Genomic DNA, 14,953 nt, shown 5'->3' with positions numbered 1-14,953 from the left:
AGCTCAGTCCTTGGATCGCAGGGCTCGGAATTGGATGAGGCTCAACAGGGCAATGGCTATAAAGAGCACATAGCTCGCGGCCGAGGCGAGCCCGTACTTACCGAACCCGAACTGGTTGAAGGTGAAGTAGCTGACCGAGAGGGTGGAGTCCAGGGGCCCGCCCTTGGTCATCACGAACGGCTCCTCGAAAAACTGCAGGAATCCGACCGAGAGAAGGACTGTGCCCAGGAGGAGGGTGGGGCGCAGCATGGGCAGCGTGATCTTCATGAACCGCTGCCAGGCGTTGGCTCCATCAACCTGGGCCGCCTCGAGGATGTCGCCCGGAACGGCCTGGAGCCCGGCCAGGAAAATGATCATCAGCGTGCCCAGGTTGCGCCAGACAGCAAGCATGATCAGGGCGGGCATGGACCAGGTGGTGCTGTTGAGCCAGTCCGGACCGGCGATGCCCACCCATCCGAGGATCACGTTCAGCAGGCCGTCAGGCTGGAGGATGAACCGCCACACCACGGCCACGGCCACGATGCTGGTGACCACCGGGGTGTAGAAGCCCACGCGGAAGGCGGTGCGGAAGCGCGTGATGCCGCTGTTCAGGGCAACTGCGAGGGCGAGGGCCAGGACGGTGGTGAGGGGAATGCCGGCCAGCACGAAGTAAGCCGTGTTCAGGACCGAGTGCAGGAACTGGGGGTTCCGGAACAGTGCGGCGTACTGGTCAAGCCCCACGAATCCCACGGACAGCGGGTTTTCGATGTCGCGGCTGGTGAAATCCGTGAAGGACATCACGAACGATGACACCAGCGGACCCAGCATGAACACGCCGAAAATGAGGACGAAAGGCAAAGCGAACAGCCATGCCGTCACGGCGTTGCGACGCCGGCGCGAACCGCCAGGCCTGGCCGGACCCCTGCCGGCACCCCGTGAGGTGCCGGCAGACGTCGTGGTGGTGGTTGCAGCCACTGTTACTTCCCGGTGCCGATCGAGTCTGCGGTCTGCTGCAGGGATTTCAGGGCGTCGGCGGGGTCTTTTCCTGCCTTGACGATCTGTTCAATTTCGGAGTCTGCGGCTGCCGAAACCTGGGTCCAGGTCTGGACGGCGGGCGGGTTGTCGGTGGTCTTCAGCTGCTCACCGAAAACGGAGAGCTTGCTGTCGTCGGCCAGGGTCGGGTCTTTCCAGGCAGTCTGCTGGGACGGCAGGTCACCGGTTGCCTTGTACCACTTGAGCTGCACCTCCGGCTTGGACAGCCACTGGAGGAGCTTCCAGGCCGAATCGCGGTTTTCGGACTTCTTGAAGACCACCATGTTGGAGCCGCCCACGAAGGATGTGGCGGTCTTTGCCTTCGGCATCGGAGCCACCTTGTACTTGTCGGCGAATCCCTCGCCGCCGGTCTTGTTCAGCAGACCGACGTGCCACGGGCCGCTGATCATCATCGGCGCGGAACCGTCCACGAACGAGGCCTCGGCCGTGGTCCCGGTGGAGACCGCCTTGGAGGCGATGCCGTCCTTGAAGAAGCCCGCGTAGTACTTGAGGGCCTCGGCTGACTCCGGGGTGTCGAGCGTCCACTTGGTGCCGTCGTCGTTCATAAGCTTGGCGCCGTTGGACCACTGGAACGGCAGGGTGGCCTGGTACGAGTCGGCGCCGCCGGTAGGCAGCTGGACGCCGAATTTGGCGCCGGCCTTGGTCTGGAGCGCCTCAGCCAGGGCCCTGAAGTCCTCCCAGGTCGCGGGTGCCTTGGTGATGCCGGCCTTTTCCGCCAGGTCGCTCCGGTAGTAGACCACGCGGGTGTCCACATACCAGGGCACGCCGTACTTGGTTCCTTCGACCTCGGTGGACTTCAAGGAGCCCGGGAAGAAGGAGCTGGTGTCGATTTCGGCCGGGGTCGGGTCGAAGGCGGTGCTGAAGTCACCCATCCAGGTGGTTCCCATCTGGGCCACGTCAGGTGTGGTGCCGCCGGCGATGGCGGTCTGGTACTTGCTCAGCGCGGCATCCCAGGGGATGGCCGTGACATTGACTTTGACGTCGGGGTTCTCGGATTCGAAGTCCTTCAGCAGCGCCGGCAGGGCCTCGCCTTCAGCGCCCTGTGCCCACACTGTGAGGGTGCCGGTCGCTGGACCAGATGCGACGGCTTTGGCCGGAGAGGTTGCTGCCGGACCGGCGGAGTCCCGTCCGCAAGCAGTCAGAAGCAACGCTGCGGCGATGCCGACGGCTGCCGCCTTCTTGGCATTGGCATGGATCATCATTGTTCCTTTCGGGGGTTCCGCGAGCCGGCAGGCCGAACTGAGCGGAGGAGGCAGGAGCAGGGGAGTCATCCCGCCGAAAATTATCTAAGCGCTTTGATTTACGGTGTAAACCAATCTAAGCGCATTGAATGTGAGTTTGGCAACAGCTGCCGCCAACTTTCTCAAAATGGCCGGGCTCCCACGAAGTTGCGCCCCGGCGCGGGCAGGCGTGCTCAGCCCGGGCGGCAGCCGCAGCTTTCGCGCAGGACCATGCGGACCGGCAGGCGAAGCTCCACCGGGGGCTTTTCGGGGTGGTCAAGCCTGTCCAGCAGCAGGTCCACCATGGTCCGCCCCATCCGCTCCATGGGCTGGCGCACTGTGGTCAGCGGCGGCCGGATGACGCGCCCGGCGGCGATGCCGTCGAAGCCAGTGACGGCCACGTGCCGGGGCACGTCAACTCCGGCCTCCGCCAGCATGTCCATTACCACCAGCGCATCCTGGTCGGTGGCGCACACGAAGGCCTGCGGCAGGGTACCGAGCCTGCAGAGGGTCCGGACGGTTTCCGCGACGGCGGTTTCGCTGCCGGCCGGGTAGCAGGGATCGTGGCGCATCCCCACGCCGGCCTCTGCCAGTGCCGCTTGGAAGGCTTCGAGCCGTTCGTCGTTGTCGGAGGACGGCATGGCGCCAATGAACATCAGTTCGGTCAGCCCGTGCACGTCGACCAGGTGCTCCGTCATGGCCCGCATGCCGGCGGCGTTGTCCACGGTCACATGGTCCACGCCGCGGTTGCGCAGGCTCTCCGAAACCTCCACCACGGGAATGCGGCGGGCTATCCGGGTCAGTGCATCGACGGGTACCGACCGCGGAAAGACAGCAAGTCCGTCAACCCGGCCGGCAATGTCGGAGAGCACGGCCTCGTTGTTGGCCGGATTGCCGCCGCCCACCAGCAGCGCCTGCCCCCGGCGCCAGCACTCCAGTTCAACACCGCGCTGGACCTCATCCACATACAAGGGGAACAGGCGGAGGTCCCCGTCCTCGCGGTCGCCCTCCGACGCCGGATCCTGCGGGAGTTCGGCCTGCCCGCCGGGACGTGCTGAAGGGTCCAGCAGGTAATCGTAGGCGAACAGGCCCAGGGCGCCGGTCCTGCCGCGCGCCAGGCCGCGGGCGCTCGCGCTGGGGACATAGCCCAGTTCCTGCGCCGCCGCCAGCACCAGTTCGCGGGTCGAGGCCTTGACCTTTTCCGGCTGCCTGAAGGTGAACGAGACGGTGGCTATCGACACGCCTGCCCGCTCCGCGACGTGGTAAACAGTGGGGCGCTTTGCCATGTGATTCTCCTTCTGGTCAGAGTCTATGCGCTTAGTACGGAACCGGGGGAGCGCCGGACCCGGAACGCACCGGCCGGGTGGCAGACTGGTTTGGTGACTTCGCACAACGATTCCGCTCCCGGCACTTCCCAGACAGGCTCACCGGACGCCGCCCCTTCGCTCAGCGCCATCGCGGCGGCGAGGATCGCCGTCGGGGTTTTGATCGACGGCGGCGTGCAGCACGTGGTGGTTTCACCCGGTTCCCGCTCGGCCCCCATGGCGTACGCGCTGGCCGAAGCGTCAGCTGAAGGCCGCCTGGAACTGCTGGTGCGGATCGACGAGCGCTCCGCCGGGTTCACTGCGCTGGGCCTGGCGCTGTCCACCGGCTCTCCAGCGGCCGTGCTGACAACGTCCGGGACCGCCGTCGGAAACCTGCTGCCCGCCGTCATGGAGGCCAACCACGCCGCGGTTCCCCTGGTTGTGCTGTCCGCCGACCGTCCCGACGAGCTCCGCGGCACGGGCGCCAACCAGACCACCATCCAGCCGGACCTCTTCGGCGACCAGGTGCGCTTCGCCGCCGATGTGCCCGCGGGATCGGACCCCGCGCGCGCTATCCGGACAGGCCTGTCAGCCGCCACCGGCGCCTTCCCGGAACTCCCGCCGGGCCCCGTCCAGCTCAATCTCGCGTTCCGCGATCCACTGGTCCCCTCCCCGGGGGAGGCGCTCCCGCCGGCGGCCGGGCGGCAGCGCTACCGGGTCGGCACCGAGCCCCTCATCATGAACCTGCCGCCAGCTTCAGCAGGGCTGCCGGAGCGGCGGACGGTGGTCCTGGCAGGGCACGACGCCGGGCCCGTCGCCGAAGCGTTCGCCCGCGCCCACGGCCTGCCGCTGCTGGCGGAGCCGTCATCCAACGCACGCTTCGGCCCGAACGCCGTGGGGCCGTACCGGCTTCTGCTGGAGCACTTCGGGCCAGGGTCCGTGATGCCGGTCGAACGCGTGGTGTTGTTCGGCCGCCCCACCCTGTCCCGCCCGGTGGCAGCCCTGCTGGCCCGTGCAGAGGTTCCGTCCGCCCTGTACCAGCCGGTTCCCGTAGCCTGGTTCGAGCCCGGCCGCCGCACCGAACTGCCGCTGGAAAACCTTGCAGACCTGGCGGAATTCGCGGGCCGCGGGACGCCGGAATGGCTGGATACCTGGCTTCTGGCCGGCTCCGCAGCCCAACATGCCCTCGATGGAATACTTTCCGCCGACACCGCCGCCACCGGCCCGTCAGTGGGGTCGCTGGTGTGGAAGCACAGCGGAGGCCAACTGCTGCTGGGATCTTCCAATGGAATCCGGGACGTGGACCTGGCCGGGGTGCCCGCCCCGGAACCAGCCGCCACGGTCTATGCCAACCGCGGGCTGTCAGGCATTGACGGCACCATCTCCACGGCTACCGGCATAGCGCTCGGGGGCCGGCGGGAAACCACCGTCCTGCTGGGGGATGTAACTTTCCTGCACGACGCCGGGGGGCTGTTCCTCGGTTCCGGGGAGGAACCGCCGCAGCTCCGGATCGTGGTCCTGAACGACTCCGGCGGTGCCATCTTCGACCTGCTGGAACATGGTGCGGTGCGCGAGGCCGGAACCTACGGGGACGCCGTCGAGCGCCTCTTCGGTACCCCGCACACAGTGGACCTCTCGGCACTCGCCGCAGCGTACGGCGTCGGGCATTCAGTGGTGGGTACGACGGCGGGACTCGCCGAGGCGCTTGCCCGGCCGGTCGAAGGCCGCACCATCGTGGAGGTCCGCACGGACCGGCACGGCCTGCGCGCCCTGCACGCGCGGATCACGGAAGCCGTAGCCGCGGCCGTCGGGGGAGTGCTGGCCCGGTGACGGCGGCCGGATCGGGTCTGCGCTACCCGTTCGGACATCGGCCCCCGGGAACCGGGTAGCGGACATCCGAATCGGGCGCGCCACCTTAATCCACATACACGTGATCGGGCATTACGGCGGCGTACACGCCCCGCAATTATGGCTGGATGGACACCAACGCACTCATACTCAGCAGCGATTATGCCCGCCTTGGCAAAGACTCCCGGGAACTTGCACGGAAGTGCGCAGCGGGGGAGTTGCGCCGGATCAGGCAGGGCGTATACGTTGCCGAGCCCGTCTGGAAAGCCCTCAAGCCATGGGACCGGTATCCGCTGCTGATCCTGGCCACAGCCACCACATTGAGGACGCGGAACGTGTTTTGCCTGGAATCGGCGGCAGCCCTTTGGCGCATTCCGCTCCTGGGGGCCCAGAAGGTGGTCCATTCCTGCACCGACGATGCGGCCGGTGGCCGGTCAAAGGCAGGAATCAGCCGCCACCGCATCAGCGTGAGTGGTTCGGAGATTTGCGAGCGTACAGGGCTCCTGGTGACCTCAAGGGAGCGTACTGTTCTGGACCTAGGCGCTCTGCGGCCGTTTGAGCAGGCCGTCATTGCCTTCGACCACGTCCTCAAACCGGACGCCGTTACGGGGCTGCCACCCCTGGACAGGGACGCTTTGAAGGCGATGGCAACCGAAAGATACAGTGCCGCCGCGGCCAGGCGCATCAGTACGGCACTGGACTTCGCCGACCCGAATTCCGGATCACCGGGTGAATCCTTGAGTCGCGCCTACATGTTCCTTGGAGGGTTTTCCATCCCCTTGCTTCAGTGCAGGGTGGCGGACAGGAAAGGCTTTGTGGCCTACCTCGACTTCGAATGGGGCGTGGAAAGAATAGCAGGCGAGTTTGATGGTCTCATCAAGTACCAGAAACCGGAGTTTCTGCGGGGCCGCACTGTCTCCGAGGTGGTGATTGCCGAAAAAAGGAGGGAGGACCGGGTCCGTGCAACTGGACGGAGGGTTGTCCGGTGGACCTGGGCTGAGCTGCGGGATGCGGAGACTTTTGCGGCCTTCCTTATCGCGGAGGGGGTGCCCAAGCTACCGCTTCGCGCCACCATTCCGGGTGTTCGCGCCCGAAAAGGACAGCCGCCATCCGGGGCCGGATAGCGGCTGTCCTTTTCGGGCGCGAAACGCGCTACTCCTCGAGGCCGATGTGCGTCGGATCGAGGACGCGGCGCAGGAACTCCTTGGTGCGGGGCTGGGTGGGGGCGGCAATGACCTGCTCGGCCGCGCCTTCCTCCACCACAACGCCGCCGTCCATGAACACCACGCGGTCCGCCACCTCGCGGGCGAAGCCCATCTCGTGGGTCACCACCAGCATGGTCATGCCCTCCTTGGCGAGGTTCCGCATGACGGAGAGGACATCGCCCACGGTCTCGGGATCCAGCGCGGAGGTGGGCTCGTCGAAGAGCATCAGCTCCGGGTCCATGCTGAGCGCCCGGGCAATGGCCACACGCTGCTGCTGGCCACCGGAGAGCTGGTCCGGGAAACGGTCCGCGAGGTGTCCCAGGCCCACGCGCTCAAGGTTGTGCATGGACACCTTGTCCGCCTCGGCCTGGGAGCGCTTGAGGACCTTCGTTTGGGCGATGGAGCAGTTGCGCTTGGCGTCCAGGTGCGGGAACAGGTTGAACTGCTGGAACACCATGCCTACCTTGCGGCGCATTTTGTCGATGTCCACGTCGGGGTCGGTGGCTTCGAATCCGCCCACGTGGATGGCGCCCTCATTGGGCTGCTCCAGCAGGTTCACGCAGCGCAGCAGGGTGGACTTGCCGGAGCCGGACGGGCCGATCAGGCACACCACTTCACCCGGCGCCACGTCCAGGCTGATGCCCTTGAGGACTTCGTTGCTGCCGTAGGACTTGCGCAGGTCCTTGATGGACACGCCGGCCGCGTGGACGGGACCCGTGTGATTGCGGGAGTGAATTACGACGTCGTTCATGGTCTTCCCTGCCTATCGATTGTTCCGCGCGGTGCGGCTTTCGAACTTCCGGGCCAGGAAGCTCAGGGGGATGGTGATCACCAGGTAGAAGGCGCCGGCCACGAGGAGCGGCGTCAGGCCGGCACCGAGGCTTGAGATGCCGTCGCGGCCAAACTTGGTGAGTTCGTACTGGGAGGCGGTGAGGCCCAGGACATAGATCAGGGACGAGTCCTTGGTGAGCAGGATGACCTCGTTGGTCAGCGGCGGCAGGACAATCTTGAAGGCCTGCGGGATGACGATGGTCACCATGGCCCGCCACTGGGGCATGCCCAGCGACCGGGCGGCTTCCAGCTGGCCCTTCGGCACCGCCTGCAGGCCGGCGCGGAGGGTTTCGGCGATGTACGCCGAGGCCACCATGCCGAGTGAAACCATCACGATCACGGTGATGTTCCACGAGACGCCGAACGCCAGCGGCACGCCGTAGCCGAAGGCAATGAAGACCAGCAGCGCGGGGATGCCGCGGAAGAACTCGATGTAGCCGGTGGCGATCCAGCGGTAGAGGGGGAAACTGGAGAGCTTCATCAGGGCCAGCAGCAGACCGCCGGAGAGGCCCACGATGAAGCCGAGGACGGTATAGATCAGGGTGTTGACCAGGCCGGTGACAAAGATGCCCGGGAACATCGGCCCGATCTTGGCGAAGTTGAAGACGCTGTTGCCGATGGTCTTCCAGTCGGTGGCCAGGATCAGCGCGGCGATGGCCACAACAAAGATTCCGGCTTGGACGTACAGGCTTACTCTGGCTCGTTGACGTGCGGTCATTGCCATGGGGTGCTCACATTCGTAGTGCGTGGCAGAGGCCCCGGACGGACTGGGTACAGCTCGTCCGGGGCCCCAACTGCGGAGTTCTCAAGGCGGCGTAGTCCTCAGTGCCGTGCAGGACCCGGGGCGGGGCCTTCGCGGCGACTACAGTGCCGTGGTTACTTGGCGGTTTCGCCGAACCAGGTGGTCTTGAACTTTGCCAGGGAGCCGTCGTCGGTCAGGCGCTTGAGCGTGCCGTTGACCTTCTCCGCCATGGCGGTGTTGCCCTTCTTGATGGAGATGCCCAGCTGCTCGCCGGTGGCAAAGTCCTCAACGCTCTTGAACTTGGGCTGGTCCTTGATCGCGTAGCCCAGGACGGACTGGTTGCCCAGGGCGGCGTCGATGGTGCCGGCCTCGAGGGCCTGCACCAGGAGGCCGGTGTCCTCGAACTGCTGGGCGTCGATGCCCTTTTCCTGGGCGTAGTCGGCGCCGGTGGTGGCCTGCTGGACGCCCACCTTCTTGCCCTTGGCGTCGTCCAGGCCCTTGATGCCGGAGTCATCGCTGGCAACCAGGGCCAGGTCGTCATCCAGGTACGGGGTGGAGAAGTCCATCACGGACTTGCGGGTGTCCGTGATGGAGATCGAGGAGATCCCCAGGTCGCACTGGGTCAGCGCGGTACCGGTCTCGATGGCCTCGAAGGAGCTGTCCACGATGCTCAGTTCGGCACCGAGGTCCTTGGCAACCTCCTTGGCGATGTCGATGTCGAAGCCGACGGTCTGGCCGTCCTTCTCGAACTCGAACGGCTCGTAGGGGATGTCCGAGCAGACCGTGAGCTTGCCGGCGTTGATGAGCTGGATGCCGCCTGCGGAGGCAGCCGGGGTGGAGCTTCCGCCACCGCAGGCCGTGAGGGTGAGGGCGCCGACGGCGAAGAGTGCTGCTGCCTTGGCGGTCATTTTGGCCGTGGCCAGGGACTTGAGCTGCATGTTTTCTTACCTTTTGTTGCGGGGAGTATGTGGTGCTAAATCGGTACATAGTGTAGCGCCGATTATGAGATGTGCATCACAGGAAACTTAGTTTCACTATTGGATAACTAAAGCACAGTGAAAATCAAGCGCGTCGGAGAAGAGCTTGTCTCCGATCCCGGACTTCCTGGGACTGAGGGGTCAGCTGCTGATGCCGAGCGATTCCAGCATCGGCCGGAATTTGGCCCACGTTTCGGCAAGCTCGGCCTCCGGCTGCGAGCCGTCGACTATGCCGCAGCCGGCATACAACCGCACCGAAGTGGGGGACTCGATGACGGCGCCGCGCAGGGCAATGCCCCATTCGCCGTTTCCGGCGGCGTCAAGCCAGCCCACCGGCCCGGCGTACGGTCCGCGGTCCAGGTGCTCCAGCTTGCGGATGAGCGCACCGGCCACCTCCGTGGGGGTCCCGCAGACGGCGGCGGTGGGGTGCAGGGCGTTGATCAGGGCAAGGCAGGTAGGCACATGGCCTTCGATCTCGGCGAGCTCGGCCTTTACATCGGACGCCAGGTGCCACACGTTGGGCAGTTCCAGGATGAACGGCTCGTCGTGCGCGTTCATGGCTTCCGAGAACGGTGCCAGCTGTGAGGTCAGCGATTGGATGGCGATCTCGTGTTCATGCCGCTGCTTTTCCGATCCTGCCAACACCCTGGTGGCGTAATCCATCGGAAGGCCGTCCTCGCCGTGCGCATCCCGTCGGTCCAGAGTTCCGGCCAGCACGCGGGCCTGGGCAGTGCGGCCCTCAACCTGGATCAGCATCTCCGGAGTCGCCCCCACCAGCCCGTCTACCCCGTACGTCCAGCACTCGCGGTACCGCGCGGCGAGCTCCCTCAGCACCGCCGACGCATGTACGCCCGACGGAATAGTGGCCACCACGTCGCGCGCAAGCACCAGCTTCTCCAGTGCGCCCGTCCGGATTTCCGCCACGCCCGCTTCGACCGCGGCCATCCAGGATTCCTCGCTCAGGGAGCCGGTGTGCAGGGTTGCCGCCGCGGCGAGCGGGAGGGGACGTACGACGGCGCCGCCCGCCTTGGCGCGGGCACCACCCATGGTGCCGTCCCCGGCCGGGTCCGCTGCCGCCGTCGTGCCTGCTGCAACGGGTGCGGCCGCGGCAGCTGCGGGACCGCCGGCAAGCCAGCGGTCCAGTGCGGCGAGGGCACCGTCCTCCGTGAGGAGACCGTCGTCGAACGTCAGCTGGGTGAGCCACACCTGCCCGTCGCGCACGCCCACCACGATTTCGGGCACGATCAGCCGCGATTCGTGCGCCGAGGTCTTGGAAAAGGCAAAGGATCCGAAAGCCACCGGTCCGGTGCCGGGAAGCTCCACGGTATCAATGACTTCGGCCTCGAGGACCAGGTGGCGCCACCAGATGTCTGCCTCAAGGAACCGCTCAGGGCCCGTTGCCGTGAAGCGCGCGATCTCGCCGAATCCTGCCAGTCCGGCCTCGCGGCGGGTCCAGCAGAGGACATCGTCCCGGACCAGAAACGCAGGAAGCCCCCCGGGGAATTCTTTTCCATCCAGGGGGACTGTCAAGGTGCGGAACGTGCTCGTCATGATGAGACAACACTACTCCCGAGCGTGCGGTGGCCCGGGAGGCCTGCTGGAGGTACCCGCGGCGGCGGGGGCGGGCGTACCCTTCAGTCATGGACTCCGAAGTCCGCCAGCTGTTCCTCAGCACCGGGATCCACGTGCCGTGCCTGATCCAGGGGGACGCGTCGCCGCGGCCCCTGCTGCTGCTCCATGCCTGGGGGGAATCGCGCCGGAGCTTTGACCGGCTGGCCCCGCTTCTGGAGGGATTCCGGATCCTCGCGCCTGACCTGCGCGGCCACGGAGACGCGGACAAGCCTGCCAACGGCTACTCGCTGGAGGACCAGGCCCGGGACGTGGCGGCCATCCTCGATGCGCTGGCTCTTGAATCGGCCGCCGTCCTGGGCTCCTCAAGCGGGGGCTACGTGGCCCAGCAGCTGGCCGTGATGCAGCCTGAACGTGTTGATGCCCTGATCCTGGTGGGTTCGCCGCTGACCCTTCAAGGCCGGCCCGCGTTCGCCGACGAAGTGGACGCCCTGGCCGACCCGCTCGACGAGGACTGGGTGCGTCAGTCGCTGCTGTGGTTTCCCCTGGGCCAGGCCGTGCCCGGCTGGTACCTCGATGACCGGGTGGCGGATGGGCTGAAAATGCCCGCGCACGTGTGGAAGTCCGTGCTTGCGGGGCTCTGCCTGGCGGCACCGCCCACCGAAACCGGAACCATCCACGCGCCCACGCTGATCCTGTGGGGAGAGCAGGACGGGTTTCTGCCCCGCAGCCAGCAGGAAATCCTGGCAGCCCGCATACCCGGCTCCGTCCTGAAAACGTACGCCGGAACCGGCCACGTGGTCCTCTGGGAATGCCCGGAGCGGGTGGCCGCGGATACCAGGGCATTCCTCGCGAAGCTTTGACTCCATGCCGCCTTGGTCCGGACCTTCCCGAACATTTGAGACAATGGCATGGTGAACCGAGCATCCTTGGATAAGCGTCCGGACGAAGTAGCCACGATGTTTGACGACGTCGCACCGAAATACGACGTCGTCAACGATGTCCTGTCCCTGGGGCAGACCCGGCGCTGGCGCAAGGTTGTGGTGGAAGCCATGGACGTCAGCAAAGGCCAGCGCGTCCTTGACCTGGCAGCCGGTACCGGCACCTCCAGCGAGCCGTATGCCGATGCTGGAATAGACGTTGTGGCCTGCGACTTCTCCCTGGGAATGCTCAAGGTTGGAAAGCGCCGCCGCCCGGACATCAATTTTGTTGCCGGGGATGCCACCAACCTGCCTTTCGCCGACAACTCGTTCGACGCCAGCACGATCTCCTTCGGCCTCCGCAACGTCAACGAGCCGAAGAAGGCGCTGCAGGAGATGCTCCGCGTCACCAAACCGGGCGGCAAGCTGGTCATCGCGGAGTTCTCCCAGCCGGTGATCCCGCTCTGGCGCACCATGTATACCGAATACCTGATGCGCGCCCTGCCGGCCATCGCCACGAAGGTGGCCTCCAACCCGGACGCGTACGTCTACCTCGCTGAGTCCATCCGCGCCTGGCCGGACCAGGACCACCTGGCCGCCTGGCTGCAGGAATCCGGGTGGGAACAGGTCACCTACCGCAACCTTTCCGGCGGGATCGTGGCCGTCCACCGCGCGTTCAAGCCTGCAGGGCCGGCCCCGGACAATGCGGCTGCCGCCATCGCCGCGCACAAGGGCCCGGTGGCCAAGCTGCGCCGCAACATCGTCCGCTGACCTGTGAAGGTACTGATTGTCGGCGCGGGGCCGGCCGGCTCCACCGCCGCGTACTACCTTGCCAAGGCGGGCATCGACGTCACCGTTCTGGAGAAAACGAGCTTCCCGCGCGAGAAGGTCTGCGGCGACGGCCTCACCCCCCGCGCCGTCCGTGAAATCCAGAAGCTGGGCCTGCCCCACCCCGAGGGAGAAGGCTGGCGCCGGAACAAGGGCCTGCGCCTGATCGCCGGCGGCCGCACCATCGAACTGCCCTGGCCCGAGGTGTCCGACTTCCCGCAGTACGGCCTGATCCGCACCCGGCTTGGCTTTGACGAGGAACTGGCCCGGCACGCCCAGGCCGCCGGTGCCACCATCCTTGAGCGGCACAGCGTCACCGAAGCACTGCGCAACGGCGGCGGCCGGGTCACCGGCGTCCGCGCAGCGCTCCTGGACGAGTCCGGACGCAAGGCGGGGGAGACGCGCGACTTCAGTGCCGACGTCGTCCTCGCAGCGGACGGCAACTCCACCCGCACCGCCGTCTCACTCGGCATCCAGAAGCGGGACGACCGCCCGCTCGGCGTCGCCGTGCGCACCTACTTCACCTCGCCGCGCACGGACGACGACTGGATGGAAGGCTGGCTGGAGCTCCCCGGCCGCGACGGCAAACTGCTGCCCGGCTACGGCTGGGTGTTCGGCGTGGGCGACGGCACTTCCAACGTGGGCCTGGGCATCCTGAACTCCTCGAAGGAATTCGGCAAGCTCGACTACAAGCAGGTCCTGCGCGAATGGACCGCCGGCATGCCCGCCGAATGGGGCTTCACACCGGAAAACCAGGTGGGCGAGATCCGCGGCGCAGCGCTGCCCATGGGCTTCAACCGCACCCCGCACTATTCGCCGGGGCTGCTCCTGCTGGGTGACGCCGGCGGCATGGTGTCCCCGTTCAACGGCGAGGGCATCTCCTACGCCATGGAATCCGCCCGCTTCGCCGCCGAGTTCCTGGTCGACGCCTCCTCCCGCTCGCTGGCAGCGGGAGGAACGTACGACGCCGACGCGCACCTTGCGCGGTACGCGGACTACGTGCGGGACCAGTGGGGCTCCCACTTCACCTTGGGCCGGGCCTTCGCCGCGCTGATCGGCAAGCCGGCCGTCATGAAGCTCGCGCTGCGCACCGGCATGCCCATCCCGGTTCTGATGCGCTTTGTGGTCAGGCTCCTGGCCAACCTCACGGACCCATCCGCGAGGGGCTTTGAGGACCGGGTGATCCGCGTCCTGGAGTCTCTGGTTCCGGCCACATCCAATACAAAGCCCGCCCCGGCAGACTCCAATCAGCGGTATCCGCTACAAAAAGTTAGGGTTAACCCGTGACCAACGCCGCAGACCACAGCTGGACGCACGCCGGGCACGGCCTGCCGGACTCCGAACCCAGCCTCAACACCACCGCCATCGCTACGGGTTTGCAGCTGCCTGCGGGCTTCGCCGCCATTGCCGGAGACGCCGAGCTGGGCCCGGCCATCACCAACAACCTGGCACGCGTGGAGAAGAAACTCCGCGAAGCGATCGCCAACTCTGATCCCCTGGCTGATGCCACGTCGCGGCACCTGGTGGAGGCCGGCGGCAAGCGCATCAGGCCCCTGCTGACCCTGCTGTGCGCTCACCTCGGCGACGCTTCCCTTCCCGCCGTGGTGCAGGCCGCCGTCGTGGTGGAACTGACGCACCTGGCCACCCTGTACCACGACGACGTCATGGACTCTGCCCCGTTCCGCCGCGGCGCGCCCACGGCCCACGAGGTCTGGGGCAACTCGGTGGCGGTGCTCACCGGCGACCTGATCTTCGCGCGGGCCTCAATCCTGGTGTCCGAACTCGGTTCGCGGGCCCTCGGCATCCAGGCCCGCACATTCGAGCGGCTGTGCCTGGGCCAGCTGCACGAGACCGTGGGGCCGCGTCCGGATGAAGATCCGATCGAGCACTACCTTTCCGTGATTGCTGACAAGACCGGTTCGCTGGTGGCGGCGTCCGGCCAGCTCGGCGCCATCTTCGCCAACGCCGATCCCGCGTTCGAGCCCGTCCTGGTGGAATATGGCGAGAAGGTGGGTGTGGCCTTCCAGCTCGCGGACGACGTCATCGATGTCACCGGGATCAAGGTCAAGTCCGGCAAGTCCCCGGGCACCGACCTGCGCGAAGGTGTTCCCACCCTGCCGGTGCTGCTCCTGCGCAAGGCGGCCGCGGACGGTGACCAGTCCGCCGTCGGGCTTCTCCGGCTCATTGACGGGGACCTGTCCTCGGATGAGGCGCTTGCCGAGGCCGTCGCCGGGCTGCGCGAGCACCCCGTGACTGCGGAGTCCTGGGTTGTTGCCCGCCGGTGGGCCGATGAAGCCATCGCCGCCCTGGCCCCGCTGCCCGAAGGCGTGGTCAAGGACTCGCTGTCCAACTTCGCGCTTGCTGTGGTGGACCGCGCCAGCTAGCCCGTGCCTGCGTGGAAGCCCGGTTGCCGCAGGCGGTGCCGGGCTTTTCCGTGTCATCGATTGCTGTGCAGATGGCGTTTTGGCGCCACATAA

The 14,953-nt window shown here is 66.7% G+C and carries 13 protein-coding genes; 6 read left to right on the top strand and 7 right to left on the bottom strand.

Going from position 1 to position 14,953, the window contains the following annotated elements; genetic code table 11:
- Positions 1–3: 3 nt before the first annotated feature.
- The 3 genes from ACQ3DC_RS03065 to ACQ3DC_RS03055 form a co-directional block, all read right to left on the bottom strand.
- Positions 4–954 (bottom strand): carbohydrate ABC transporter permease, encoded by a 951-nt coding sequence (locus tag ACQ3DC_RS03065; RefSeq protein WP_370460619.1) that lies wholly within the window; start codon positions 952–954, stop codon positions 4–6.
- Positions 955–956: 2 nt separating this feature from the next.
- Complete coding sequence (locus ACQ3DC_RS03060; protein WP_157242997.1) at positions 957–2,231, bottom strand: sugar ABC transporter substrate-binding protein; 1,275 nt, start codon at positions 2,229–2,231, stop codon at positions 957–959.
- Between the two features lie 215 nt (positions 2,232–2,446).
- Positions 2,447–3,538 carry a LacI family DNA-binding transcriptional regulator gene (locus tag ACQ3DC_RS03055; RefSeq protein ID WP_430751487.1) on the bottom strand — a complete coding sequence of 364 codons (1,092 nt, stop codon included), beginning with the start codon at positions 3,536–3,538 and terminating at the stop codon, positions 2,447–2,449.
- A gap of 93 nt (positions 3,539–3,631) precedes the next feature.
- On the opposite strand from ACQ3DC_RS03055, the gene menD reads away from it, so the two are divergent.
- Together menD and ACQ3DC_RS03045 are read left to right on the top strand one after the other, a co-directional pair.
- On the top strand, positions 3,632–5,386 hold the full coding sequence (menD, locus tag ACQ3DC_RS03050; RefSeq protein ID WP_430751486.1) for a 2-succinyl-5-enolpyruvyl-6-hydroxy-3-cyclohexene-1-carboxylic-acid synthase: 1,755 nt from the start codon (positions 3,632–3,634) through the stop codon (positions 5,384–5,386).
- 146 nt (positions 5,387–5,532) lie between these two features.
- On the top strand, positions 5,533–6,528 hold the full coding sequence (locus ACQ3DC_RS03045) for a hypothetical protein (protein WP_430751485.1): 996 nt from the start codon (positions 5,533–5,535) through the stop codon (positions 6,526–6,528).
- Between the two features lie 28 nt (positions 6,529–6,556).
- Here the strand turns inward: ACQ3DC_RS03045 and ACQ3DC_RS03040 are convergent, their stop codons facing one another.
- The 4 genes from ACQ3DC_RS03040 to ACQ3DC_RS03025 all read right to left on the bottom strand — a co-directional run bounded on the left by ACQ3DC_RS03040 (position 6,557) and on the right by ACQ3DC_RS03025 (position 10,710).
- The gene (locus tag ACQ3DC_RS03040; RefSeq protein WP_157241511.1) at positions 6,557–7,360 is read right to left on the bottom strand and encodes an amino acid ABC transporter ATP-binding protein; all 804 of its coding nucleotides are present in this window, start codon (positions 7,358–7,360) and stop codon (positions 6,557–6,559) included.
- A 12-nt stretch (positions 7,361–7,372) separates the two neighbouring features.
- Complete coding sequence (locus ACQ3DC_RS03035; protein WP_157241512.1) at positions 7,373–8,164, bottom strand: amino acid ABC transporter permease; 792 nt, start codon at positions 8,162–8,164, stop codon at positions 7,373–7,375.
- A 152-nt stretch (positions 8,165–8,316) separates the two neighbouring features.
- Complete coding sequence (locus tag ACQ3DC_RS03030; RefSeq protein WP_157241513.1) at positions 8,317–9,120, bottom strand: ABC transporter substrate-binding protein; 804 nt, start codon at positions 9,118–9,120, stop codon at positions 8,317–8,319.
- 180 nt (positions 9,121–9,300) lie between these two features.
- A complete protein-coding gene (locus ACQ3DC_RS03025) occupies positions 9,301–10,710 on the bottom strand; it encodes an isochorismate synthase (protein WP_157241514.1) in 1,410 nt (469 codons plus the stop codon).
- An 89-nt stretch (positions 10,711–10,799) separates the two neighbouring features.
- Between ACQ3DC_RS03025 and ACQ3DC_RS03020 the strand changes: the two genes are divergently transcribed.
- The 4 genes from ACQ3DC_RS03020 to ACQ3DC_RS03005 are packed head-to-tail and all read left to right on the top strand — an operon-like array spanning position 10,800 to position 14,860.
- On the top strand, positions 10,800–11,591 hold the full coding sequence (locus tag ACQ3DC_RS03020) for an alpha/beta fold hydrolase (protein WP_430751484.1): 792 nt from the start codon (positions 10,800–10,802) through the stop codon (positions 11,589–11,591).
- Positions 11,592–11,642: 51 nt separating this feature from the next.
- Positions 11,643–12,419, top strand: coding sequence for a demethylmenaquinone methyltransferase (locus ACQ3DC_RS03015; RefSeq protein ID WP_323056930.1), 777 nt, complete (start codon positions 11,643–11,645; stop codon positions 12,417–12,419).
- 3 nt (positions 12,420–12,422) lie between these two features.
- On the top strand, positions 12,423–13,763 hold the full coding sequence (locus ACQ3DC_RS03010; RefSeq protein ID WP_321214166.1) for a geranylgeranyl reductase family protein: 1,341 nt from the start codon (positions 12,423–12,425) through the stop codon (positions 13,761–13,763).
- Positions 13,760–14,860 (top strand): polyprenyl synthetase family protein, encoded by a 1,101-nt coding sequence (locus ACQ3DC_RS03005; RefSeq protein WP_321214165.1) that lies wholly within the window; start codon positions 13,760–13,762, stop codon positions 14,858–14,860. Before ACQ3DC_RS03010 ends, ACQ3DC_RS03005 begins: the two co-directional genes overlap by 4 nt.
- The last annotated feature ends 93 nt before the right edge of the window (positions 14,861–14,953 follow it).

Origin of the sequence: Paenarthrobacter sp. NEAU-H11 (assembly GCF_050573415.1) — a bacterium.
GTDB lineage: Bacteria > Actinomycetota > Actinomycetes > Actinomycetales > Micrococcaceae > Arthrobacter.
This window is presented reverse-complemented; position numbering and strand designations above follow the sequence as displayed.

Excerpts from the sequence above, each read along its gene's own strand:
- ACQ3DC_RS03030 (WP_157241513.1), bottom strand. The coding sequence starts at position 9,120 with ATGCAGCTCAAGTCCCTGGCCACGGCCAAAATGACCGCCAAGGCAGCA.
- ACQ3DC_RS03040 (WP_157241511.1), bottom strand. The coding sequence starts at position 7,360 with ATGAACGACGTCGTAATTCACTCCCGCAATCACACGGGTCCCGTCCAC.
- ACQ3DC_RS03055 (WP_430751487.1), bottom strand. The coding sequence starts at position 3,538 with ATGGCAAAGCGCCCCACTGTTTACCACGTCGCGGAGCGGGCAGGCGTG.
- ACQ3DC_RS03025 (WP_157241514.1), bottom strand. The coding sequence starts at position 10,710 with ATGACGAGCACGTTCCGCACCTTGACAGTCCCCCTGGATGGAAAAGAA.
- ACQ3DC_RS03035 (WP_157241512.1), bottom strand. The coding sequence starts at position 8,164 with ATGGCAATGACCGCACGTCAACGAGCCAGAGTAAGCCTGTACGTCCAA.
- ACQ3DC_RS03060 (WP_157242997.1), bottom strand. The coding sequence starts at position 2,231 with ATGATCCATGCCAATGCCAAGAAGGCGGCAGCCGTCGGCATCGCCGCA.
- ACQ3DC_RS03020 (WP_430751484.1), top strand. The coding sequence starts at position 10,800 with ATGGACTCCGAAGTCCGCCAGCTGTTCCTCAGCACCGGGATCCACGTG.
- ACQ3DC_RS03045 (WP_430751485.1), top strand. The coding sequence starts at position 5,533 with ATGGACACCAACGCACTCATACTCAGCAGCGATTATGCCCGCCTTGGC.